18 protein-coding genes and 1 pseudogene are annotated in these 22646 nt (G+C 71.8%); 8 read left to right on the forward strand and 11 right to left on the reverse strand.

Annotation, left to right across the window (positions count from 1 at the left end; all coding sequences use genetic code 11):
* The first annotated feature begins 260 nt into the window (after positions 1-260).
* Positions 261-1307, forward strand: coding sequence for a LacI family DNA-binding transcriptional regulator (locus ACWC5O_RS06010; RefSeq protein ID WP_450582650.1), 1047 nt, complete (start codon positions 261-263; stop codon positions 1305-1307).
* 243 nt (positions 1308-1550) lie between these two features.
* Positions 1551-2609 carry a matrixin family metalloprotease gene (locus ACWC5O_RS06015; RefSeq protein WP_450582652.1) on the forward strand — a complete coding sequence of 353 codons (1059 nt, stop codon included), beginning with the start codon at positions 1551-1553 and terminating at the stop codon, positions 2607-2609.
* A 12-nt stretch (positions 2610-2621) separates the two neighbouring features.
* Here ACWC5O_RS06015 and ACWC5O_RS06020 read toward each other — a convergent pair.
* Together ACWC5O_RS06020 and ACWC5O_RS06025 are read right to left on the reverse strand one after the other, a co-directional pair.
* A pseudogene (locus ACWC5O_RS06020) lies at positions 2622-3013 on the reverse strand (hypothetical protein).
* A 60-nt stretch (positions 3014-3073) separates the two neighbouring features.
* On the reverse strand, positions 3074-4006 hold the full coding sequence (locus ACWC5O_RS06025; protein WP_450582654.1) for an SMP-30/gluconolactonase/LRE family protein: 933 nt from the start codon (positions 4004-4006) through the stop codon (positions 3074-3076).
* 97 nt (positions 4007-4103) lie between these two features.
* Here ACWC5O_RS06025 and ACWC5O_RS06030 point away from each other — a divergent pair, with 97 nt between their 5' ends.
* Positions 4104-4538, forward strand: coding sequence for an Lrp/AsnC family transcriptional regulator (locus ACWC5O_RS06030; RefSeq protein WP_450582656.1), 435 nt, complete (start codon positions 4104-4106; stop codon positions 4536-4538).
* A gap of 300 nt (positions 4539-4838) precedes the next feature.
* Positions 4839-6191, forward strand: coding sequence for an amidase (locus ACWC5O_RS06035; protein ID WP_450582658.1), 1353 nt, complete (start codon positions 4839-4841; stop codon positions 6189-6191).
* 199 nt (positions 6192-6390) lie between these two features.
* Here ACWC5O_RS06035 and ACWC5O_RS06040 read toward each other — a convergent pair whose 3' ends face one another.
* Together ACWC5O_RS06040 and ACWC5O_RS06045 are read right to left on the reverse strand one after the other, a co-directional pair.
* Positions 6391-6876: an N-acetyltransferase family protein gene (locus tag ACWC5O_RS06040; protein ID WP_450582659.1), complete on the reverse strand. Its 486-nt coding sequence runs from the start codon at positions 6874-6876 to the stop codon at positions 6391-6393.
* A 61-nt stretch (positions 6877-6937) separates the two neighbouring features.
* Positions 6938-7111, reverse strand: a complete 174-nt coding sequence (locus ACWC5O_RS06045) for a hypothetical protein (RefSeq protein ID WP_107407368.1) — start codon at positions 7109-7111, stop codon at positions 6938-6940.
* A gap of 407 nt (positions 7112-7518) precedes the next feature.
* Here ACWC5O_RS06045 and ACWC5O_RS06050 point away from each other — a divergent pair, with 407 nt between their 5' ends.
* Together ACWC5O_RS06050 and ACWC5O_RS06055 are read left to right on the forward strand one after the other, a co-directional pair.
* Positions 7519-7923 (forward strand): hypothetical protein, encoded by a 405-nt coding sequence (locus tag ACWC5O_RS06050; RefSeq protein ID WP_450582661.1) that lies wholly within the window; start codon positions 7519-7521, stop codon positions 7921-7923.
* Positions 7924-7975: 52 nt separating this feature from the next.
* Positions 7976-8776, forward strand: coding sequence for an SDR family oxidoreductase (locus tag ACWC5O_RS06055; RefSeq protein ID WP_450582663.1), 801 nt, complete (start codon positions 7976-7978; stop codon positions 8774-8776).
* Between the two features lie 161 nt (positions 8777-8937).
* On the opposite strand, the gene ACWC5O_RS06060 is transcribed toward ACWC5O_RS06055, so the two are convergent.
* The 6 genes from ACWC5O_RS06060 to ACWC5O_RS06085 all read right to left on the reverse strand — a co-directional run bounded on the left by ACWC5O_RS06060 (position 8938) and on the right by ACWC5O_RS06085 (position 17927).
* Complete coding sequence (locus ACWC5O_RS06060) at positions 8938-10431, reverse strand: SDR family NAD(P)-dependent oxidoreductase (RefSeq protein WP_450582665.1); 1494 nt, start codon at positions 10429-10431, stop codon at positions 8938-8940.
* A 328-nt stretch (positions 10432-10759) separates the two neighbouring features.
* Positions 10760-12091 (reverse strand): wax ester/triacylglycerol synthase family O-acyltransferase, encoded by a 1332-nt coding sequence (locus ACWC5O_RS06065; protein WP_450582666.1) that lies wholly within the window; start codon positions 12089-12091, stop codon positions 10760-10762.
* Positions 12092-12243: 152 nt separating this feature from the next.
* The gene (locus ACWC5O_RS06070) at positions 12244-14565 is read right to left on the reverse strand and encodes a GH92 family glycosyl hydrolase (RefSeq protein WP_450582668.1); all 2322 of its coding nucleotides are present in this window, start codon (positions 14563-14565) and stop codon (positions 12244-12246) included.
* Between the two features lie 134 nt (positions 14566-14699).
* Positions 14700-15920, reverse strand: a complete 1221-nt coding sequence (gene glgC, locus ACWC5O_RS06075) for a glucose-1-phosphate adenylyltransferase (protein WP_450582670.1) — start codon at positions 15918-15920, stop codon at positions 14700-14702.
* A 50-nt stretch (positions 15921-15970) separates the two neighbouring features.
* Complete coding sequence (glgA, locus tag ACWC5O_RS06080) at positions 15971-17122, reverse strand: glycogen synthase (protein ID WP_450582672.1); 1152 nt, start codon at positions 17120-17122, stop codon at positions 15971-15973.
* Between the two features lie 40 nt (positions 17123-17162).
* Positions 17163-17927 carry a (2Fe-2S)-binding protein gene (locus tag ACWC5O_RS06085; protein ID WP_450582674.1) on the reverse strand — a complete coding sequence of 255 codons (765 nt, stop codon included), beginning with the start codon at positions 17925-17927 and terminating at the stop codon, positions 17163-17165.
* 220 nt (positions 17928-18147) lie between these two features.
* Here ACWC5O_RS06085 and ACWC5O_RS06090 point away from each other — a divergent pair, with 220 nt between their 5' ends.
* On the forward strand, positions 18148-19359 hold the full coding sequence (locus ACWC5O_RS06090; RefSeq protein ID WP_450582676.1) for a DMT family transporter: 1212 nt from the start codon (positions 18148-18150) through the stop codon (positions 19357-19359).
* Here ACWC5O_RS06090 and ACWC5O_RS06095 read toward each other — a convergent pair.
* A complete protein-coding gene (locus ACWC5O_RS06095) occupies positions 19349-20515 on the reverse strand; it encodes a transglycosylase family protein (protein WP_450582678.1) in 1167 nt (388 codons plus the stop codon). The two genes, ACWC5O_RS06090 and ACWC5O_RS06095, sit on opposite strands and share 11 nt — an antisense overlap.
* Before the next feature lie 282 nt (positions 20516-20797).
* On the opposite strand from ACWC5O_RS06095, the gene gndA reads away from it, so the two are divergent.
* Positions 20798-22237 (forward strand): NADP-dependent phosphogluconate dehydrogenase, encoded by a 1440-nt coding sequence (gene gndA / locus ACWC5O_RS06100; protein WP_450582680.1) that lies wholly within the window; start codon positions 20798-20800, stop codon positions 22235-22237.
* Positions 22238-22646 lie beyond the last annotated feature (409 nt).

Consider the following 22646-nt stretch of genomic DNA (forward strand, 5'->3'; position numbering starts at 1 on the left):
GCTGGGCTCCTTTGCAGTGGGATGCAGTGGATGCGTGGATGCAGTGGGATGGGGCCGAAGGTGCCGGGCCAGACTGTGCCCGGCGTTTCTGCGAGGAGTCAATGGATTCGACCCAGCTAAAGTCATTAGTGACTCAAAACCCCTGCTCACAGCGGTGCGTTGGACCTATTGCCGCCGAACACTAATGCGCTTTAGGATAAGTGCGCTCAAGCGCATTAGCAGTTGGCCGGGACCGGCCCGTACGGAATGGGGAGCCCAGCGTGCCGGAGAAGCGATCACCCGCGCGCCGACCGACGATGAAGGACATCGCGCGCCGCGCCGGAGTCTCCGAGAGCGCGGTCTCCTTCGCCCTCAACGGGCGCCCCGGCGTCTCCGAGACCACCCGCGCCCGGGTCCACCGGGTCGCCGAGCAGCTCGGCTGGCGCCCCAGCACGGCGGCCCGCGCCCTCTCCGGCGAAGGAGCGGCCACGGTCGGCTTCGTCCTGGCCCGCCCGGCGGACACGCTGGGCGTCGACTCCTTCTTCCTCCAACTCGTCTCCGGCATCCAGGAAGTGCTCGCCGAGCGCCATCTGGGCCTGCTCTTCCAGGTGGCTCAGGACGTGGCCGACGAGTGCGCGGTCTACCGGCGCTGGTGGGCGGAGCACCGGGTGGACGGCGTCCTGGTGGTCGACCCGCGCGCCGAGGACCCGCGTCCCGACCTGCTGGACGAACTGGGCCTGCCCGCCGTGGTGATCGGCGGCGCGCCCGATGTGCGCCACCCCGGCCTGTCCACGGTGTGGGCGGACGACGCCGGCGCGATGGCGTCCGTGGTCGACGAGCTGACGGCGCTCGGCCACCGGCGGATCGTCCACATCGCGGGCCTCCCGGGCCTGGCGCACACCCAGCGCCGTATCGCCACGCTGCGCGCGCAGGCGCGCCGCCGCGGCCTCACCGAGGTCCGCTCGATGACCACCGACTACTCCGACACCGAGGGCGCCGCCGTGACCCGCCGGGTGCTCGGCGACTCCTCTCCCCCGACCGCGCTGATCTACGACAACGACGTGATGGCGGTGGCCGGCCTCGCGGCGGCCGCCGACCTCGGCTTCCGTGTCCCGCAGGACGTGTCGGTCGTGTCCTGGGAGGACTCGGCGCTGTGCCGCATGGTCACGCCCCGGCTGTCAGCCCTGTCCCGGGACAGCGCCGAGTTCGGGCGCACGGCGGCACGCGAGCTGATGGCGCTGCTGGACGGGGAGGCGGCACGGGCGGTGGGGGTGCCGGTGCCGCGGCTCACGGGGCGGGGCAGCACGGGACGTACGCGGCCCGCATGAGAGGGCGGTGCTTCATCGTTCAACAGCCCGGTTTCCTGAGGTATCTAACTATTCGACACTTGCGGAACGCCCCGTTCGGAAAGATGCTGGAGTTGTCCAAGCCGGGCATTTCCGCAGGAACCGTGACACCGTGGTGGCGATCGGAGTCCTGCCGCCGACCTCCTTCTTCGCCCGGCCACCGGCCGACGGCTGGGTGCGTGTTCGCCCTCGCGGTGACAGACACGCACGCGAAGGGGAGCCGTCATGAACGCGCCGTCCGCGAGCGGGACGATCACACCCCGCTACTGCACTCAACCACCCCAGACCCAGCCCGTGTTGCGCCCGGACCTCAGCCCGGGCCGGTCGAGGGCGATCCTGCTGGTCCGAGCCAAGTGGGTCAACGGCACGGTCCTGCACTACGCCTTCCTCGACCAGGGTGGTGACATCGGAGGCCCGGAGCAACTGGAGGAGGTCCGGCACGCCTTCCAGACCTGGAAGGGCCTCGGGATCGGGCTGGAGTTCAAGGAAGTGGCCGATCCCACCGACGCCGAGATCCGTATCGCGTTCCGGGAGCGCGACGGCTCCGCGTCGTACGTCGGCCGGGACAATCTGCTCATCGGCACGAACGAAGCGACCATGACCTTCGGCTGGGACCTGACCACCCGGTACGGCAAGGCCACCGCGCTGCACGAGACCGGGCACGCGATCGGCTTCGCCCACGAGCACCAGAACCCGTTCGCGGGCATCGAGTGGAACGAGACGAAGGTCTACGAGGACCTCGGCGGACCCCCCAACAACTGGCCCCACGAGGTCACGTTCGAGAACATCCTGCGCAAGCTGTCGAAGGACGAGGTCACGGGCTCCGAATGGGATGTCGACTCCATCATGGAGTACAGCTTCGGGCCCGGGCTGATCGTGCGCCCGGAGACCTACCGCAACGGCATCCCCGAGACACTGGGCCTGTCCGCGTCGGACAAGGAGCGCGTCCTGCAGTGGTATCCGCCGCTCGCCGCCCGGCCGGTCCGGCTCGAGGCGTTCGAGTCGACCCCGTTGCAGCTCGCCACCGGGGAACAGGCCGACTTCGAGATCGTTGCGCCGGAGACCCGGTGCTACGAGATCGGCACGTTCGGCAACAGCGACGTCGTCCTGGCCCTGTTCGAGCACGTCGACGGCGAACTGCGGTTCGTCACCGCCGACGACGACAGCGGACAGGACCGCAACGGACGCCTCGCGGTCAAGCTCGTCAAGGACCACAGCTACGTGGCCCGGGCCCGTCTGTACTCCACCTGGGGCAGCGGCTCGATCGCGGTCATGTACTGGTGAGCGGCGGCTCCCTCAGAAAGCGATCGGCAGCCGGCGCCTGTGCTCGGTGCGGCGGTAGCGGTCGACGACGGCCGTGAAAGCGGGCTCGCCGACCGGCCTGCCCTCCAGGAGGTCGTCTATGCCGCCGTAGGTGACGCCGAGCGCCTCCTCGTCGGGCCTGCCGGGGTTCAGCGTCTCCAGGTCCGCGGCCCGGGCCCGCTCGACCGCGAGCTGACACAGCCGCCCCGCGGTCAGGGAGTCCCCACCGCCGCCGATGCCCAGCACCAGCGCGCGCAGGCCCGTGGCGGTGGGCTGCCCGGCGAGGAAGGCCACGCGCCGCTCGATCTCGTGCCTACGCCGCAGGACGGGCTCACCTGGAGATCCTGGGCGATCTCCCCCTGCAGGGAGGCGGACGAGGGGGATATGGAGGGGATATCGACGCCGGGCCGGTCAAGGCCGCTCCTGAATTCCGAGGCAGCGGCGGGTCAGGACGAGTGGATCGCGGTCGGCAGCGGTGGCGTGCCGGTGACCGACATGACGAGGGAGTGGAGCGCGGTGTCGGCGGCGATGAACATGCGGTTCCGCTTGGCGCCGCCGAAGCGGATGTTGGCGACGACGTCGGGGACCAGCAGGCGGCCGAGAAGCGTGCCGTCCGGGTCGTAGCAGTGCACACCGCCGTCCATGGCGGCGGCCCAGAGCCGGCCCGCGTCGTCGAAGCGGATGTTGTCGAAGTTGCCGATCCGGCACTCGGCGAAGACCTCGCCCCCCGTGAGGGTGCCGTCATCCCGGACCTCGAAGACGCGGACATGGTTGGCCCTGCTGTCCGAGACGTACAACCGGCGCTCGTCCGGCGAGAAGACGAGGCCGTTGGGGCCGCGGAAGCCGTCGGCGACCAGCCGCACCTCGCCGGTGCCGGGGTCCACGCGGTAGACGTTGCAGGCGCCGATCTCACTCTCGGCGCGGTGGCCCTCGTAGTCGGTGGTGATCCCGAAGTCGGGGTCGGAGAACCAGATCGAGCCGTCGGACCGCACAGCGGCGTCGTTCGGGCTGTTGAGCCTCCTGCCCTGGAAGCGGTCTGCGATCACGGTGACCGAGCCGTCGTGCTCGGTGCGGGTGACGCGGCGGTTGCCCTGCTCGCAGGTGATCAGGCGGCCCTCGTTGTCCAGGGTGTTGCCGTTGGGGTGGCCGGCGGGTGAGCGGAAGACGCCGACCTTGCCGGTGGTCTCGTCCCAGCGCAGCAGGCGGTCGTTGGGGATGTCGCTCCAGACCAGGTACCGGCCGGCCGGGACGTAGACGGGGCCCTCGGCCCAACGAGAGCCCTCGAAGAGGGTCTCCAGCTTCGAGTCGCCCGCATGACACTTGCCCGTACGGAACCGGTCATCAAGGACCTCGTACAACTGCGGTCGCTCGCCGGGCATGCTGTCACCCTCACCATCGATCCGAATGTTGATCTGCTGAATCAGAACTATGCAGAATGAGATTCGACAGATCAAGTTCTTTACCGAAGGAGATACCGTGGACGACGTCGATCGACAGTTGCTCGTCCTCCTCCAGGACGATGCCTCCAGGCCGTATACGGCGCTGGGAGAGGCCGTCGGACTGTCCGCGGGGGCCACCCACGAACGCGTGCGCAAGCTCCGGGAGCGAGGGGTCATCCGCCGGACGGCCGCCGAGGTCGATCCCGCGGCGATCGGACGGAACGTACTCGCCTTCGTGATGGTGGAATCGACCCGGTGGGTGGGCGACTCCGGCGACCGGTTCGCCGCCATTCCGGAGATAGAGGAAGCGCACGTGATCGCCGGAAGCGCCTCGGCCCTGGTCAAGGTCAGGACCTCCACGACGCAGCAACTCCAGGACGTGCTGCGCCGTATCTACGCGATCGAGGGAGTCAGCGGCACGCAGGCCACCGTGGTGCTCGAGACGTTCTTCGAGCGCCCGGTCACCCCGTGACGCGCCACTCCACCTGAACGCCCACACGTACCGGCCCGCCTTCCGCGCCGCCCCCGGCACGCCGACGACCAGGGAGCCGCCGGTGACGGTCCAGGTCAGGGGGCGGTCGTGACCGAGCATGGTCACCTTGCCCCGGCCCGTACGGGCACCGGTGCCGCCACGCACTTCGACGGCGGACTTCGCCCCCTCGACGTGCAGCCTCCGACCGTGCACAGTTCTCCGTACGCACCCTGCTTGATCCACGCACGCTGATCGATCCATGCACGCTGATTGATACCGACGAGTAGCCGAGGAGTGCCCGTGAGCAGCTGGGCCGGCCGGACCGCCGCCGAGATCGCCGCCGCCGTACGCGCGAAGGAGGTCACGCCACGGGAGGTGGTGGCTGAGCACCTCGCGCGGATCGAGCGGCTGGACGGCAGGATCGGGGCGTTCCGGACGGTACGGGCCGAGGCCGCTCTCGCGGAGGCCGACGCGGTGGCCTCCCGTGCCGAGCTGGCCGAACTGCCGCTCGCCGGTGTGCCGGTGGCGGTGAAGGACAACCTTGCGGTGCGCGGCGAGTCCCACCGCGACGGCTCGGCCGCGACCCTGGACAGTCCGGCCGCCGAGGACCATGTGACGGTGGCTCGGCTGCGGGCGGCCGGTGCGGTGGTCGTGGGCCTGACGAACGTGCCCGAACTGTGCGTCTTCGGCACCACGGAGGGCGTGTTCGGCACCGCCCGCAATCCGTGGGACACCTCCCGCAACGCGGGCGGCTCGTCCGGCGGCAGCGCGGCCGCGGTGGCGGCGGGGCTGGTGCCGATCGCGCTCGGCAACGACGGGATGGGCTCGCTGCGCATCCCGGCGGCCAACTGCGGGCTGGTCACGCTGAAGCCGGGGCACGGAGTGGTCCCGGCCGGGATCGGCAACGGCGACTGGTTCGGGATGTCGGAGAACGGTCCGCTGGCCACGACGGTCGAGGATCTGCGCCTCATGCTGTCGGTCCTCGCGGACACCGAGTTCGTGCGGCGCGAGGAGCGGACACCGCTCAGGATCGCCGTCGCCCTGCGCAGCCCGCTCGCCGGCGTGAGCGTGAGCAAGCCGTACACGACCGCGGTCCGGCAGGCGGCCGGGTTGCTGGCCAAGGCCGGGCACCGGGTCCGGCGGGCCGAGCCGCCCTACCCGCTCTCCCTGAGCATCACTTCGCTCCAGCACTGGACGGCGGGTACGGCAGTGGACGCGGAGGGCCTCGACCCGGCGCGGCTGGCCCGGCGCACCCGGGTGCACGCGGCCGTGGGCCGCCGCTTCCTCGACTCGGTCCGCACCGGCGACCAGCGAGAACGTCTCCGTTCCCGGCTGACCCCCTTCTTCACCGAGCACGACGTCCTGCTCACCCCGGCCCTGGCCCGCCGCTCCCCCAAGGCCGCCCCCTGGCACAAGCGCGGCTGGCTGCGCAACATCGTGGCCAACTCCGCCTACTCCCCCTTCACCCCGCCCTGGAACCTGACGGGCTGGCCCGCGATGTCCGTCCCCGTCGGCACCCTCCCCTCCGGCGCCCCCTGCGCCGTCCAACTGGTGGGCCGCCCGGGCACGGAGGAGGATCTCCTGGCTCTGGCGGAGCAGCTGGAGAGCCTGCATCCGTGGCAGCGGACGGCGCCGCCGGCGGACCAGCGGTAGCGGACCTCGCGCCCGTCGCGCCGGTCCCGAGACGTGACGCCACCCGGCCCGGGCGGCTCGTCGCAGCATGGGCCGTGCAGGTCGAGGCCGGCGAGTTCGGTGGTGACCGCCGTGCCCTGGCGTGCTCGTCGCACTCGATGACCTTGATGTCCGCGGCGCTGCACTCCTCGGCCGTCACGATCGCCCGGCCCCCGTCGCGCTAGTCGAGCGCCTTGTGCATGACGTGCAGCCCCACCCTGCCCTGGCGTGGATGGTCGAACGCCTTCGGGATCGTGGTGAGGACGGTGAAGCCCAGGGACTCCCACAGGGTGACCGCGGGGTTCGTCTCCACCACGGCGTTGAAGACCATCGCGTGGTAGCCGTGGGTCTTCGCCTCGGCCAGGATGTGTTCGGCCAGGGCTCGGCCGATGCCCTGGCCGGTGTGGTCGGGGTCGACCATGAAGCCCGCGTTGGCGACGCCCGCGGCGGGGCCGCCGTAATTAGGGGTGAGGTAGGCGGAGCCGACGACGGTGCCGGTGGGGTCCTCGGCCACGTAGACGCGCTTGGCCGGGCTCATCCACAGGGCGCGGGCCGCCTCCTCGGAGGTGTCGGGGTCCCAGGCGTAGGTCTCGGCGGCGGCGACGATCCGGTGCCAGAAAGGCCAGATGCGCGGCCAGTCCTCGGCCGCGGCTTCCCTGATCAGCATGGGCGTGAGTCTGCCACGCCCATGCGACGGTGCGGCGATCGCGACGAACAGGCCCGGAGGGTCAGTCGACGCTGGGCAGGATGTGGGGTTCGGCGAGGTCGTCCTCGTAACCCGCGAGGCGGATCGGGGCGGAGCGGGCCCACACGTCGAGGCTGCCCAGTTCTCCAGGCCGCCGGCGGCCGCGCTCCGTGCGTTCCTTGGGGCGTTCGTCGCGATTCGTCTTCTCCGGTGTCACCGCGCACTCCTTATGTGTCGGGTCACCCTCGGGGCATACCGGACAGCTTGCGCTCCGGCGCTCGTCGCCCGCTCGGGTCTGGATGGAAGGCCAGTCGGACGCGGTGGCGCCGGTTCGGACGAGGGGTGTGGGTGGGACCCCGTACTGCTGTCCATGCCCCCCAGATTAACCAAATGAGCGGAGGTCCGCTCGATAGGGAGTGCAAACAAGGTGTAACTATCGGAAGTCGATTGCCCTCCAATGCCCCCCAATATGCCGCTATTTGTCACATCGCGCATCACCCGCAAGCTGGCGGGATTCACCCACTCGGCGTACATGCGGCGCAGTTCAGGTGCCGTTGGCCGGGTCGCAAGCTCGCCATGATCTGCTGGCGGAGGGCAACGGCCGTCTCCCGGAAGGACTGACGCATGGAGCTGCGCAGCGTCGAGGAGCTGATGGACCTGCTGTACGCCGACCGGCACCAGCACGCGCTGCGTACCGCCGCGCTGCTGCGCCGCAGCCGCCCCGCCGACAAGGAGCTCCAGGTGGCGGGGCTGGTCCACGGCATCGGACCGGTGCTGAGCCCCGGCGACGAGGCCGGGCGGGCCCGCAGCGCGGCCGCCGCGGTGCGCCCCCTGCTCGGCGAGCGGGTGTTCCGGCTGGTGCGCGGGGCCTCCCACCCCACCGGACCCGCCGACGACGATCTGCTGCGGCTGCGCCAGGCCGCCGAGGAGGGCCGCACCGCGGGCTTCGACGCCGGGGTCCTGGAGGACTGGCGCACCGTACTGGAGCTGGTCGCGGCCCGGCACTCGCGGCTCGGCGCCGTCGACTGAGGATCCGGTCGCGCCTCTGTTGTCTGACGGCCCGTCATGAGACGGTACGGCGATGACCTCGTCGTACGGGCTCAGGGGCAGGGCAGCCGTCGTCACCGGTGGGACGCGTGGGATCGGGCGTGCCGTCGCCGGGGCGCTCGCCGCGGCCGGTGCGCTGGTGTGCGTGACCGCGCGGGACGCGGGCGAGGTGCGGCGCACGGCCGTGGAGCTGGGCGGGATCGGGCTGGCCGGGAACGTGGCCGATGCGGGGCATCCCGAGGAGCTGACCGATCTCGTGCTGCGCGAGTTCGGGCGGCTGGACGTCCTCGTCAACAACGCGGCGACCAACCGGCCGTACGGGCCGCTGATGGAGGCCGGCGCGGCGGCCTGGCGGGAGGCGTTCGCGGTCAACGTCGAGGCTCCGCTGCGGCTGGTGCAGTGCGCCTGGCGGGGGTGGATGCGGGAGCACGGCGGAGCCGTCGTCAACGTGTGCACGGAGGGCGCCGGGCATGTGGGGCCGCACGTCGGCGCCTACGGCACCACCAAGGCGGCCCTGCTGCATCTCACCCGGCAGCTCGCGGGCGAACTCGCTCCCCGGGTACGGGTCAACTCGGTTTCCCCCGGCCTCGTCCGCACCGAGATGGCGCGGTTCGTGTGGGAGCCGGGCGAGGCGGAGGTGGCCGCGGGGCTGCCGCTCGGGCGGATCGGGGAGCCGGAGGACGTGGCGCGGGCCGTGGTGTGGCTGGTCTCGGAGGCGGCCGAGTGGATCACGGGCGCCGATCTGCTGGTGGACGGCGGGACGCGGGTGCGGGCCGCTTCCGGGGCCGGGGCGTACGCCGTGCACGAACGTCTGCGCCGGGTGCCCGAGGTCTAGGCGGCGGCGCGAGCCGGCCCCAGAAGGGCCCCAGGCCCATGGGGCCTGTAGAGGAGTTCAACCACGAAGAACGCGTCGCCTGCGCACCGGGCACCCCGGCACGACCCTCGGAGAGTAGATCACCGGTGGCCCGACAGGCCACCGGTTTTCCGCCCCCCGGTTCACCACTTGCCGGGCACGTAGTCCTTCAGGAAGACGCCGTACACGTCCTCGCCCTGCTCGCCGCGCACGACAGGGTCGTAGACGCGGGCCGCGCCGTCCACCAGGTCGAGCGGCGCGTGGAAGCCGGCCTCCGCCAGACGCAGCTTGTCGTAGTGGGGACGCTCGTCGGTGATCCAGCCGGTGTCGACGGAGGTCATGAGGATGCCGTCGGTCTCGAACATCTCCTGGGCGCTGGTCCGCGTGACCATGTTCATGGCGGCCTTCGCGGCGTTGGTGTTCGGGTGCCCGGCGCCCTTGTAGCCGCGGCCGAAGACGCCTTCCATCGCCGAGACGTTGACGACGTAGGCACGGCCGCTGACGGCCTTCTTCGCGGCGTCCGCCATCACCGAGCGCAGGGCGCTGATCAGGATGAACGGCGACGTGTAGTTGCACAGCTGGGTCTCGAGCAGCTCGACCGGCGAGATCTGGTCGATGGTCTGCACCCAGGTGTTGGTGTCGACGACGTCGGGGACGAGGCCGCCCGCGTCGATGGCGGTGCCGTCGAGGTGCCGGGCGACGCTGGCGTTGCCCGCGACGAGCGCGAGGTCGGCGACCTTCTGCGCGTCCAGGCCGCTGGTGCCGACGGGCAGGGCGGCGATGCCGTCCACGGCGCCGGAGTTGAAGGCGCCGATCACATGGTGGGCGGGGAGTTCACCGGCGGGCAGCGGGGCGCTCTCGCCCTCGACCAGGGCCGCGTACGCGGTGGGCAGGCGGCGCACGGTCTGCGTCGCGTTGTTGATCAGGATGTCGAGCGGACCCGCCTCGGCGACCCGCTCGGCCAGCGCCACGGCTTGCGCCGGGTCGCGCAGGTCGATGCCGACGACCTCCAGCCGGTGCATCCAGTCCGCCGAGTCCTCCATCGCCTTGAACCGGCGGATGGCGTCCTTGGGGAAGCGCGTGGTGATGGTCGTGTGCGCGCCGTCGCGCAGCAGGCGCAGCGCGATGTACATGCCGATCTTGGCGCGGCCGCCGGTGAGCAGGGCGCGCTTGCCGGTCAGATCGGCGCGGGCATCGCGCTTGGCCCGGTTCAGACCGGCGCAGTCGGGACAGAGCTGGTGGTAGAAGTAGTCGACTTCCACATACCGCGTCTTGCAGGTGTAGCAGGAGCGCGGGCGCTGGAGTATCCCCGCGATCTTCCCTGCCTCGGTGACCGACGACGGCAGGATGCCCTCGGTCTCGTCGTCGATGCGCTGGGCGGAGCCGGTCGCGGTGGCCTCGGTGACCGCCTTGTCGTGGGCGGTCTTGGCGGCGCGGCGCTCCTGGCGGCGACGCTGCTTCACCGTGCGGTAGATGCCGGCCGTGGCCCGGCGCACCGTGATGGCGTCGGGGTGGTCGACCTCCAGCTTGTCGAGCTCCTCGAGCACGCTGAGGCAGACGGCCAGGCGCTCGGGGTCGATGCCGGGGCCGTACCCGACCTCGTCCATGGTCGTCGAGCCGTCCTCTGTCACCGTCATCGCGCTGCCGCTTCCCTGATCACCCGCGCAGCGCGCCGACTCGCGCCCGCTTTCGAACGGGGAATTTTACGGAGCACGGGGCCCACCCGCCAAACCGCTCCCACACACCGGGCTCCACCGAGGCCGACACCGCACCACAAACGGCCCATCAGCCACACCCACCACAAAACGGCCCCACTGGCCACACGACATACCAACGGCTCCAAAACTGCCGCCCGCCCCACCACGGACCCGCCACCCGCCGACGGCGCATCAGCCCCGCGGGGGCCACCCGCACCCGGCGACGAAAGCCACACGGGTGGTGCGGGTGGGAACCCGGGCCCGGTGCTCAGGCCTCGCAGACGGACAGCAGCATGTCCACCTCGTCCGACACCGCCCGCGCGAACACATCGAGGTCCGGCACGGCCCGCGCGTCGGCGACAAGCCCGTAGTGCACGCGGCCGCGATACGTGGAGATCGCGACCGCCAGGGACTGGCCCGGGGCGAGCGGGGCGAAGGGGTAGACCTCGGTGAGCTGGTGCCCGCCGAGCTTCAGCCCGAGCCCGGGCAGCGGCACGCTGGTGACGAGGATGTCGAACCAGAGCCGAGCGGCCTGGCCCACCAGCGGCCCGCCGAGCCGGTGACCGAGCGCGGGCACGTGATCGGCGAGCAGGGCGACGGCCCCGGCCCCCCGGTTGGGCCCCGCGTCCTTGTTGCGGACCATCGCCGTGCGCACGGTGTCGAGCCGGCGGAGCGGATCGGGGTCGTCCACCGGGAGCCGTATCAGGTACCCGGAGAGCCGGTTGCCCTGTGGGTGGGCGGCGCGCGGGCGGCGCCGGGAGACGGGGATCAGCGCGCGGGGCGCGACACCCTCGCTGCTGTCGCCGCGTTCGTCCAGCCAGCGGCGCAGCGCGCCGGCGACGACGGCGATCAGGACGTCGTTGACGGTGCCGCCGACGCTCTTGCGGACCCGGTGGACGTCGTCGATGTCCAGGACGACCCCGGCCGTGCGGCGGGTGCCGCTGGGCGCGGACGTCAGCGCGGACGAGGGGCGCATGCCGAGGGTGGAACGGGCCAGGGAGGCGCCGATGTCGAGGGCCCGGCCCACGTCGGACAGGGTGCCCTTGAGCAGCTCGGGGACGAGTCCGGGCAGCCGGCGCACGTCGGAGAGCAGGCTGCGAGGCGGCTCGATGGCGCGCGGGCCGCGCTCGGGCAGGTCGACCGGGTCCAGGACGCCGGCGGCGAGCTTGAGCGCGCGCAGTCCGTCGGCGAGGGCGTGGTGGAACTTGAACAGCACGGCGAAGGACACGCCGTCCTCGCCGGGCAGGACGTGCGCCTCCCACGGCGGCCGGCCGCGCTCCAGCGGGCGTTCCATCAGCCGTCCCGCGACCGCCTGGAAGTCGGCGGTCGGGGCGTGCAGCCGTACGTGGTTGAGCGGGTCGAAGTCCGGATCGGTCTCGCGCGTGGCGCCACCGAAGGCCAGCGGCTGCCAGATGTCCCGGATGCGCATGCGCAGACCGGGCACGGCGGCGGCGCGCGCGGCGAGCAGGTCGGCGGCGTGGGCTCCGGCGGTGGGCGAGTGCGCGGTGAAGACGCCGAGCGCGCCGAGGTGCATCGGGTGCCGTTCGGACTCCATGTTCCAGAACGCCAGGTCGAGGGGAGCGAGCAGATCGGAAGTCAAGGGCTTGCCTCGCGTCGACGACGGGTGGAGGTGCAGGGGAACAGTCAAAGCGCGTCAGCCGATTACGGTCAAGTACGATCAGGCTACGCTCAGTTAACAACAGATTAAGTCCCGCCCTGGTGAGAAGGGCGGGACACAGGGGACTCCTGAGGTCACTTCAGCACCGGTGGCACCGCCTGGGGTGACGTACCCCACTCGGACGGGCGCGGGCCGACCGTGAACGCGAGGGAGCGCGTGGAGCGCAGCGCATCCGTCGTCAGATAGGTCCGCGTGTGCGGTGTCCCGTCGGTGCGGACGGCCTGGACGTAGCGGTCGCTCGCCGAGGTGCCGGGCGCGGTGACCGTCAGCCGGCCGCCGGGCCAGAAGCGGCGGTCCAGGGTGAGGTCGACGCGGTCGAAGACCGGGGTGGACAGGCCCCAGGTGTCGTAGCCGGGCTGGATCGGGAAGAGCCCGATCGAGGACAGCACGTTCCAGGCGGACATGGTGCCGAGGTCGTCGTTGCCGGTCATGCCGGTGGGTCCGTCGGTGAAGAGGGTCAGCGCCGCGTGGACGACGTCCGTGGTCTTCCAGGGCTGCCCGGTGGCCAGGTAGGTGTAGGGCGCGATGAGGTCGGGCTCGTTCATCGGGTTGTACTTGTCGGCGTTGTAGTAGTTGTACGCGTCCCCGTGCACCCACACCTCGCGGGCGGTCTTCCCGGGGTCGGCCAGCAGCCGGTCGTAGGCGAAGAAGGAGTCCAGGCGGTCGTTGGCCGCGCGCTCGCCGCCGATCAGGCCGATGATGCCGGGCAGGTCCTGCGGGACGAGCCACTGGTACTGCCAGGCGGTGCCCTCGTGGAAGCCGATGCCGCGGGCCGGGTCGGCCGAGCCGGTGAAGGCACCGGAGCCGTCCCGGGCGCGGAAGAAGCCGGTGGAGGGGTCGAAGACGGTCCGGTAGTTCTGCGCCCGGGCGGCATAGCGGGCCGCATCTTCGGTGTGGCCGAGGCCGCGGGCCATCTGGGCGAGCACGGCGTCGGCGAGGGCGTACTCCAGGGTGACGGAGGCGCCGTGGTGGTAGTCGGAGTCGCCCATCTTGGCGAGCGGGCGGCTCTTGTCGTAGGGCGCGAAGCCGTACGCGATGTACTCGGCGTTGGCCTCCCGTCCGACGCCCGGGTAGGCGGCGGGCGGCACCCCGTCGGCGTTCTTCCGCAGCGCCCGGTAGGCGCGTTCCTCGAACCCCTCGAGCAGGCCCATCTGGTAGGCGGTGGTCAGGAACGGGGTGACGGGGTCGCCGCTCATGGTGTTCGTCTCGACCGGGCCGTAGCCCCACTTGGGCAGCCAGCCGCCGTCCTCGTCGACCTTCACCACCGACAGGGCCATGTCGCGCGCCTCGCGGGGCGCGAGCAGGGCGAGGAGCTGGGCCTGGGTGCGGTAGGTGTCCCACAGCGACCAGTTCTGGTAGTACGTGAACCGTTGTGCACGGTGGACACGGCGGTCCCAGCCGGTGTAGCGGCCGTCGGCGTCGCTGCCGATGTTGGGCGCGAGGAACGACCGGTACAGCGACGAGTAGAAGGTGCGGCGCAGGGTCGGGTCGCCGCCCTCGACGCGGACCGCGGCGAGCCGCCGCTCCCACTCCCCGCGGGCCCGGTCCCGTACGGCGTCGAAGGACCGGCCGCCCTCGGCGCGCAGGTTGACGACGGCACCGCGCGCGTCGACGTACGACAGGGCGGTGGTCGCCTCGACGGTACGGTCCTTCGTCGCGTCGAAGCGGACGTAGGCGCCGCCGCCTCCGGTGCGGGCGCCCGGGGTGACCGTGGCGCCGTCCCAGGTGCCGTACGCGGTGAAGGGCCGGCTGAAGCGGGTGATCGTGTAGACGGTGTAGGGGCCGGTGTCCCGGCAGAAGCCGTGACCGGTGATCTCGGTGCGCACGGTGTGGTCGTCGAGGATCTCGACCGCGCTGCCGACCGGCTTGTGCAGCGACTGGGCCGCGTTCAGCAGCACGTTGGCCTTGTCGGTGGCCGGGAAGGTGAAGCGCTGCACTCCGGTGCGCCTGGTCGCGGTCAGCTCGGCGCGGATGCCGGAGTCGAGACCGACGCGGTAGTAGCCGGGGCTCGCCTCCTCGTCGGCGTGCGAGAAGCCCGCCGCGTACTTGGCGTAGTCCGTCTGTGTGACCTCGCCGGTGGTGGGCAGCACGGGCAGGTCGCCGCCGATCCGGCAGCCGACGCCCGAGAGATGGACCAGCGAGAAGCCTCGGATGCTGTTCCTCGTGTAGTCGTAGCCGGTGCTGTGCCCGGTGTCCGGGGAGAGCTGCACCATGCCGAAGGGCACGGTCGCACCGGGGAAGGTGTTGCCCTCGTCCTGGCTCCCGATGAAGGGGTTGACCAGGTCGGTGAGGTGGCCGTCGGTCCGCTCGGCGGCCCGTGCGGCGGGGGTGGCGACCAGCGTGGACGCTGCCAGCACTCCGGCCAGGCACAGCCGCGTGCGCCGGGTCCCTCTCATGTCGGATGACCTCCGAAGGTTCGACATCGTTGCCTGCATCGTGAAGGCCGAACGATCCGAACCCCGGCATTCCGGGAGGGTGATGACAAACGCGTCGCGGTCGGAAGCGGCCTGACGACGCGTCCGTCAGGAGGTCAGGAGACCCGCTGTCCCTTCCCCAGGGCGATCACCCCGCCCTTGGAGACGGTGTACAGCTCCGCGTCCCGCTCCGGGTTGACACCGATCGTCGCGCCGGGCGGCACCTCGACGTTCTTGTCCAGGACGGCACCGCGGACGACCGCACCCCGGCCGATGTGCACGTTGTCGTGCAGCACCGAGCCCTGCACGACCGCGCCCGGGTCGACCCGGACCCCCGGCGACAGCACGGACCGGGTGACCTGACCGCGGATCAGGCAGCCCGCGCTGATGATGGACTCGCTCGCCATGCCGCCGGCGTTGAAGCGGGCCGGGGAGAGCTGGTTGGAGTGGGTGTAGACGGGCCACTGGCGGTTGTAGAGGTTGAAGGCGGGCCGCTCGGCGATGAGGTCCATGTGGGCCTCGTAGTAGGCGTCCAGGGAGCCGACGTCCCGCCAGTAGCCCTGGTCGCGGCTGGTCTCCCCGGGCACGTGGTTGGCACTGAAGTCGTACAGCTGTGCCTCGCCGCGGCCGGTGAGCTGGGGCAGGATCGAGCCGCCCATGTCGTGCACCGACTGGCTGTCCTCGGCGTCGCGTTGCAGCGCCTCGACGAGCGCCTTGGTGGAGAAGACGTAGTTGCCCATCGAGGCGAACACGCACTCGGGGTCGTCCGCCAGCCCGGGCGGGTCGGCGGGCTTCTCCAGGAACCGCTCGACACCGACGCCGTCCGAGCCCGGCGTGATCACCCCGAAGGAGGACGACTCCGAGCGCGGCACCCGGATGCCGGCCACCGTCACGCCCGCGCCGCCCTCGATGTGCTGCTGCAGCATCTGCCGCGGGTCCATGCGGTAGACGTGGTCGGCGCCGAACACGGCCACGTACTCGGGCTGTTCGTCGTACACGAGGTTCAGCGACTGCAGGATCGCGTCGGCACTGCCCAGGTACCAGCGCGGGCCGAGGCGCTGCTGGGCCGGGACCGGGGTGACGTAGTTGCCGAGCAGGCTGGACATCCGCCAGGTGGTGGTGATGTGCCGGTCCAGGGAGTGGGACTTGTACTGGGTCAGCACGCAGATGCGCAGGACGTCGGCGTTGACGAGGTTGGACAGGACGAAGTCGACGAGCCGGTAGGTGCCGCCGAAGGTGACGGCTGGTTTGGCGCGGTCCGCGGTGAGCGGCATCAGGCGCTTGCCCTCTCCGCCCGCCAGCACGATTCCGAGAACCGAAGGCCCACCACGACGCATGGCCGCTCCCCTCACCCTGGTTGAACCATGGCTGCCCCGAGCAGACCGGACTAAGCCTGCTTGAGGATCTCCTCGTACAACCCGGCGGTGCGCCGGGCCACCGCGTCCCAGCCGAACTCGCCCACCGCACGCTCCCGTCCGGCCTCGCCCATCCTTCGGGCCGTCTCCTGGTCGCCGAGGACGGCGTCCAGTGCCCGCGCGAGGCCCTCCTCGAAGTCGTCGTCCACGTCGACGAGGAGACCCGTCCTCCCGTCCTCGACGACCTCGGGGATGCCGCCCACCCGGGAGGCCACCACGGGCGTGCCGCACGCCATGGCCTCCAGGTTGACGATGCCGAGGGGTTCGTACACCGAAGGGCAGACGAACACGGCGGCGTGCGTGAGGAGTTGGATCACATCCGGGCGCGGCAGCATCTGCGGGATCCAGAACACGCCCTCGCGGACCCGGCTCAGCTCCTCGTACAGCTCCCGGAACTCACGGTCGGTCTCCGGTGTGTCGGGGGCTCCCGCGCACAGCACGACCTGTGCGCGCGGGTCGATGTCCCGTACCGCGCGAAGCAGATGGGGCACGCCCTTCTGGCGGGTGATCCGGCCGACGAACAGGACGTACGGGCGGGCGGGGTCGAGGCCGGTGCGGGTGAGGGCGTCGGTGCCCCGGTTCGGCCGGTAGAGGGTCGTGTCGATGCCGTTGTGCACGACGTGGACCTTTGCCGGGTCCAGCGCCGGATAGCAGGCGAGGATGTCCTCCCGCATGGCCCCCGAAACCGCGATCACCGCGTCCGCGGCCTCGACCGCGGTGCGCTCGGCCCAACTCGACAGGGCGTATCCACCGCCCAGTTGTTCGGCCTTCCACGGGCGCAGGGGCTCCAGCGAGTGGGCGGTCACGACGTGCGGGACGCCGTACAGGAGCTTGGCGAAGTGACCGGCGAGATTGGCGTACCAGGTGTGGGAGTGGACGAGGTCGCGGCCTTCGAGGGCGGCGGCGACGGAGAGGTCCACGGAGAAGGTGCGCAGTGCGTCGTTGGAGCCGTCGAGGACGGTCCAGGGGCGGTGGCGTACGACACCGACGCCGCGCCCCTCACCCCAGCAGTGCACCTCCAGGTCCACCAGGGAGGTCAACTCCCGGGCGAGGAACTCCACATGGACACCGGCGCCGCCGTACACGTCCGGGGGGTACTCCCGGGTCAGCAGTCCCACACGCACCCGACAACCCCCTTGCCACGGCGGCACGTTCCCCTCATGGTCACCCAGAAGCGGCGTCCGGGGAAGAGCGCGGCGGGCGGGTGAAGCAGCAGTCGCCGCAGACTCCACCGCCGGGGACGCGGTAGTACAGGCAGCAGCTGCGACGGCGGAAGGCCGTGCCGGTGCGGGTGCCGGTGGCGCGCAGGAGGGGGTGGGCGAAGAGTTCGCCGGTGAGGGCGCGCGCCCGGTCCGCCACCTCGGTACGACCCTTCGCGCGGGCCCAGCGGTCCAGTTCGCGGGCGGCGCCGGCGAGCGCCGAGGCGGCGTTGCCCCACAGCAGACCGGCCGCGACACCGTAGCGGGACCTCAGGGTCTCCCCTAGGGGCTCGAGGTGGCCGTGCAGCACCGTGTCCGCGAGCGCCGCCGCGTCCCCGGGCAGCGGGCGCACCTCGGTCAGCCACAGATCGTCGGGGGCGGTGGCGGCGGCGTCCCAGCGCAGCAGGCGCGGGTCCAGGTCGGGCAGGCGGCCGTACAGGGCGGCACAGGCCAGGGCCGGGGACCACAGGCGGGCGGCGAGGCCCTGCTGGCTGATGGAGGCGGCGACCCGCGGCTCGGTCGTGCGCAGGCGCTGCCCCACCGTGCCGACACGGAAAGTCAGCTGATTTCGGTAAACATCCGATGCCCCCGTCCCATAGGTCTGCGCGAGCGTCGGCAGGGGCGCGGAAGCCGGCCCCGCGACCGCACTGGTGGTGCGAAGGACGAAGAAGCCGCCGAGCGGGCGGAGGGCGGCGAGTTCGGGGTCGAGGTCGAGGTCCACGAGGAGCACTAGTACCAGGCTGGTCCGTGGCGCGGACCCCGGGGTGTCCACCCGTGGTCACCCCTCTTGGGGATGATCGCGCGCTCGGCGTACTCCATCGGTAGTAGGACGCATTGCGTGCTCAGGTACGACGACGGGAAGAGTCCCGGGCGGGCAGAGTGTTGACCATGGAAGCCGACCGTACGCCGCGCCGGACCCGGGGGTCCCGGCTCACGCAGAGGAGCTGCAGATGAGCGCCCTGGCGTTGTCCGTGCTCCTGTCGTTCGTCTCCGCCGTCGCCTACGCCGGCGGAGCGATCGTGCAGGAGCAGGTCGCGGTGTCCTGCCCCGACGGTTCGTACATGCCGCTGCGCCGGGCCGGCTGGTGGGCGGCGCTGACACTCAACGGGCTCGGCGGCGTGCTGCACGTCGTGGCGCTGGCCTACGGCCCGCTCAGCCTGGTGCAGCCGCTGGGCGCGCTGACCATCGTCTTCGCCCTGCCCATGGCGGCGCTCTTCGTCTCCCGCAAGGCAGGGGCGACCGCCTGGCGCGGCGCCGTCATGGCCACGGTGGGCCTCGCGGGCCTGCTGTCCCTGGTCGGCACGTCCGACGCGCACTCCCTCGACGCCGCCCAGCGGGCGGCCGTCGCGCTGGTCACCGGCGGGGCGGTCGTGGCGCTGATGGTCGCGGGCCGGGCCGTGCACCGGCACCCGGCCGTGCGCAGCGTGCTGCTGGCCACCGGCTCCGGCATAGCCTTCGGCATGTCGTCCGTGTTCACCAAGACCGTGGCGGTCGACTGGGACAGTGGGATCAGCCTCGGCGACCTGCCCTCCCTCGCGGTGATCGGTGTGTTCGCGACCGCCGGCGTCCTGCTCTCCCAGGCCTCCTACCGGGGCGGTGGCCTCGCCGCCCCGCTGGCCACGCTGACGGTGGTCAACCCGGTACTGGCCGCCGCGGTCGGCATCATGATGTTCGGCGAGACGTTCCGCTACGCCTCCACGGGCACCGTGCTCGCCCTGGGCTGCGGCGTGGTGGCCGCGGGCGGTCTCATCCTGCTGACGACGGAGCGGCTCGAGCCCGCCCCGGCTGCGGAGCCGGTCACGGAGACCGGGTCGGGCGCCGGAGAGGTGCTCGGGAGCGTGCCCCGGCAGCGGTCGGCGGCGGAGCCGTCGGAGGCCGTGGGGGCCGTGGGGGCCGTGGGCGATCCTGCCGCGGTGGACCTGCCCGTGCCCGACAGCTCCCTCCTCACGGACGTGCCCGCCCGCCCCGACGTACGCGCCCTTCCGGACGTGCCCGCCCTCGAGGACGTGCTCGTGGCGGCTCCGGACGGCGGCCGCGAGGGGGGAGGTGGCGGCGTACCGGCCGCCGTCTACGCCCTCCCCGCCTCGTACCTCCCGCTGGCCGCCGGCTTCCATGTGCCGGTGCCCGTCGGGGACCGGCAGCGCACGCGGGTCAGATCCTGACGCCGCCGGCCCGGAGATAGGCGACCGGGTCGATGTCCGAACCGAAGCCGGGCCCCGTCCGCACCTCGAAGTGCAGATGCGGGCCCGTGACGTTTCCGGTGGACCCGGACCGGCCGATGCGCTGGTCCGCGGACACGCTCTGCCCGGCCCGCACGGAGATGGCCGACAGGTGGGCGTACTGGGTGTAGCGCCCGTCGGCGTGCCGGATCACCACCTGGTAGCCGTAGGAGCCGCCCCAGCCCGCGGAGACCACGTGTCCGGCCGCCGCCGCGTGGACGGAGGTACCGGTCGGCACGAGGAAGTCGACGCCGGTGTGGTAGCCCTTCGACCAGTGCGACCCGGCCACCCGGTAGCCGGTGCCGATGGCGCCGTGCACCGGGGCGACGAGCGAGTGGCCGCTGCCGTGGCCCGGGCGCTGGTGGGTCTTCTTCTCCGAAGGGGCTTTCCGCTTCGGGGACTTGGGCTTGCCGCCGGTGTGCGTGTCGGGCGCCGGGGAGGCGGTGGCGCGCAGGCTGAGCCGCTGGCCAGGCAGGATCAGGTCGGGATCGGACCCTATGGCGGCGCGGTTGCCCGCGTACAGCCGGCGCCAGCCGCCCTGGACGTGATGCTCGCCGGCTATGCCCGAGAGCGTGTCGCCGTGCACCACCGTGTACATCTCGGCCTTGCCGGCACGGGACTGCGGGGTCGTCTGCGGCTGCACGTCCGGCACGGAGCCGGTCCTGCCGGACTTCGCCGGGCGGGTCGCGGCACTGTCCGTGTGGAGTTCGGGCGCGTGGCCACCCCGGTTCAGCCCTGCCCGGACCGAGCACACCGGCCAGGCGCCGGGTCCCTGTCCGTCCAGGACCTTCTCGGCGACGGCGATCTGCTGGTCCCTGGTGGCGAGGTCGGCGCGCGGGGCGTACCGGGTGCCGCCGTAGGCCGCCCAGGTGGACTGGGTGAACTGCAGCCCGCCGTAATAGCCGTTGCCGGTGTTGATGCTCCAGTTGCCGCTGGACTCGCAGGCGGCGACCTTGTTCCAGGTGGACGCGTCTGCCGCGTCGGCGGTGCCGGCGGCGACCAGCGGGATGGCGAGACCGGCGCCGCCCGCCGTGACGGTGAGTGAGGCGCGGTTGATCCTGTTCGGCTGGTACCGGCGATGCCGGCCGCGTACGGCCATGTCCGAAATCCCCTCGGCATGCGTCAGGAGCGGCAAAAGTAAGCGCCGCGAACAGGCCATGACAAGACGGCAAATCAGCCGCATGCCGCTCCCAAGTGGCCGGGAACGGGCTTTCCTTGACGGGATCGGCCGCGAGCGGCGGCGACACTGAGGAGACGGGCGCCTTCCGTGCGTAAACATGCGTGGCGGGTCGGATGTGCGCTCGCTGTAGCGGCACGTCAGGATGGGCGAGGGCCCGTACTGACGGAGCCGTAGTCACGAGGCAGTTAGGGAGCAGGCGGTATGAGCACTTCAGCGCAGATCGGCGTCACGGGCCTCGCGGTCATGGGCCGCAACCTCGCCCGGAACTTCGCGCGCAACGGCTACACGGTCGCCGTGCACAACCGTACGGTGTCGCGGACGCAGGAGCTGGTGGAGGAGTTCGGGCACGAGGGCGACTTCATCGCGGCCGAGACCGCCAAGGACTTCGTGGCGGCCCTGGAGCGCCCGCGCCGTCTGGTCATCATGGTCAAGGCCGGCGGTCCGACGGACGCGGTGATCGAGGAGTTCGCCCCGCTCCTGGAGCCCGGCGACATGATCATCGACGGGGGCAACGCGCACTTCGCGGACACCCGCCGCCGCGAGAAGGCGCTGCGCGAGCAGGGCATCCACTTCGTCGGCATGGGCGTCTCCGGCGGCGAGGAGGGCGCGCTGCACGGTCCGAGCATCATGCCGGGCGGCCCGAAGGAGTCCTACGACTCGCTCGGCCCGATGCTGGAGAAGATCTCCGCGAAGGCGGCCGACGGCGCGCCGTGCGTCACGCACGTGGGCCCCGACGGCGCCGGCCACTTCGTGAAGATGGTCCACAACGGCATCGAGTACGCCGACATGCAGCTGATCGGCGAGGCCTACCAGCTGCTGCGGGACGTCGCCGGGTACTCCCCCGCGCAGATCGCGGACATCTTCCGCACCTGGAACACGGGCCGCCTGGACTCGTACCTGATCGAGATCACCGCCGAGGTGCTCTCCCACGTGGACGCGGCGACCGGCAAGCCTTTCGTGGACGTGGTGGTCGACCAGGCCGAGCAGAAGGGCACCGGCCGCTGGACCGTGCAGATCGCGCTGGACCTGGGTGTGCCGGTGTCCGGCATCGCCGAGGCCGTGTTCGCCCGGTCACTGTCGGGTCACGCGGCGCTGCGGGCCGCTTCGCAGGGCCTGGCAGGACCGAAGCCCTCGGCTCTGAGCGAGTCGGAGGCGGCCGCGTTCGCCGACCAGGTGGAGCAGGCGCTGTACGCATCGAAGATCGTGTCGTACACACAGGGCTTCCACGAGATCGCCGCGGGCAGCGAGGAGTACGACTGGGACATCGACCTGGGCGCGGTCTCCTCGATCTGGCGCGGCGGGTGCATCATCCGGGCGGCCTTCCTGGACCGGATCCGTGCCGCGTACGACGCCCGGACCGATCTGCCGAGCCTGCTGTCGGACGACGCCTTCGCGCAGGAGATCGCCGCGGCGCAGGACGACTGGCGCGAGGTGCTGATCGCGGCGACCCGGCAGGGGGTGCCCACGCCCGGTTTCGCGGCGGCGCTGGCGTACTACGACGCGCTGCGTGCGGAACGCCTGCCGGCGGCTTTGACGCAGGGGCAGCGGGACTTCTTCGGGGCGCACACGTATCGGCGGGTGGACCGGGAGGGGTCGTTCCACACGCTGTGGGGTGGGGACCGTAGTGAGGTTTCCGCGTAGGGCTGCCAGGGGTGCTTTGTGCGCCTAACGGGGTGCGGGGCGCGGTCGGATCGCGTGTGCGGGTGTTTCGTGGCTGGTCGCGCAGTTCCCCGCGCTCCTGGGAGGCGCTGGACCCTCCCGGGGTTTTCAGGTGAGGGGTGGGCCTGGTTCCGGGTTCGGTACGGGTTCCGGGCCCGGGGGGATCGGGGACGGTGAGGGTTCCGGTGGGCCCGGGGCCGGTGGCGGGGTGGGCGCCGGCGGTGGCACAGGCTCCGGGGCCGGGGCCGGACCCGGCTCCGGGGGTGGGACCGGGCTCGGGTAAGGGTCCGGCGGGGTGGGGCCCGGGGCCGGTGGTGGCCCCGGGGACGCCGGGTCGGGGTACGGGCTCGTCATCGGGGGCCTCCGAGCAGTCGCTGGCGTCGCCTGGGCT

Source organism: Streptomyces sp. NPDC001450, from assembly GCF_053597295.1.

Coding starts and splice junctions, on each gene's coding strand:
- ACWC5O_RS06015 (WP_450582652.1), top strand. CDS start 1,551: ATGAACGCGCCGTCCGCGAGCGGGACGATCACACCCCGCTACTGCACT.
- ACWC5O_RS06025 (WP_450582654.1), bottom strand. CDS start 4,006: ATGCCCGGCGAGCGACCGCAGTTGTACGAGGTCCTTGATGACCGGTTC.
- ACWC5O_RS06040 (WP_450582659.1), bottom strand. CDS start 6,876: ATGCTGATCAGGGAAGCCGCGGCCGAGGACTGGCCGCGCATCTGGCCT.
- ACWC5O_RS06050 (WP_450582661.1), top strand. CDS start 7,519: ATGGAGCTGCGCAGCGTCGAGGAGCTGATGGACCTGCTGTACGCCGAC.
- ACWC5O_RS06055 (WP_450582663.1), top strand. CDS start 7,976: ATGACCTCGTCGTACGGGCTCAGGGGCAGGGCAGCCGTCGTCACCGGT.
- ACWC5O_RS06060 (WP_450582665.1), bottom strand. CDS start 10,431: ATGACGGTGACAGAGGACGGCTCGACGACCATGGACGAGGTCGGGTAC.
- ACWC5O_RS06070 (WP_450582668.1), bottom strand. CDS start 14,565: ATGAGAGGGACCCGGCGCACGCGGCTGTGCCTGGCCGGAGTGCTGGCA.
- glgC (WP_450582670.1), bottom strand. CDS start 15,920: ATGCGTCGTGGTGGGCCTTCGGTTCTCGGAATCGTGCTGGCGGGCGGA.
- ACWC5O_RS06090 (WP_450582676.1), top strand. CDS start 18,148: ATGAGCGCCCTGGCGTTGTCCGTGCTCCTGTCGTTCGTCTCCGCCGTC.
- ACWC5O_RS06095 (WP_450582678.1), bottom strand. CDS start 20,515: ATGGCCGTACGCGGCCGGCATCGCCGGTACCAGCCGAACAGGATCAAC.
- gndA (WP_450582680.1), top strand. CDS start 20,798: ATGAGCACTTCAGCGCAGATCGGCGTCACGGGCCTCGCGGTCATGGGC.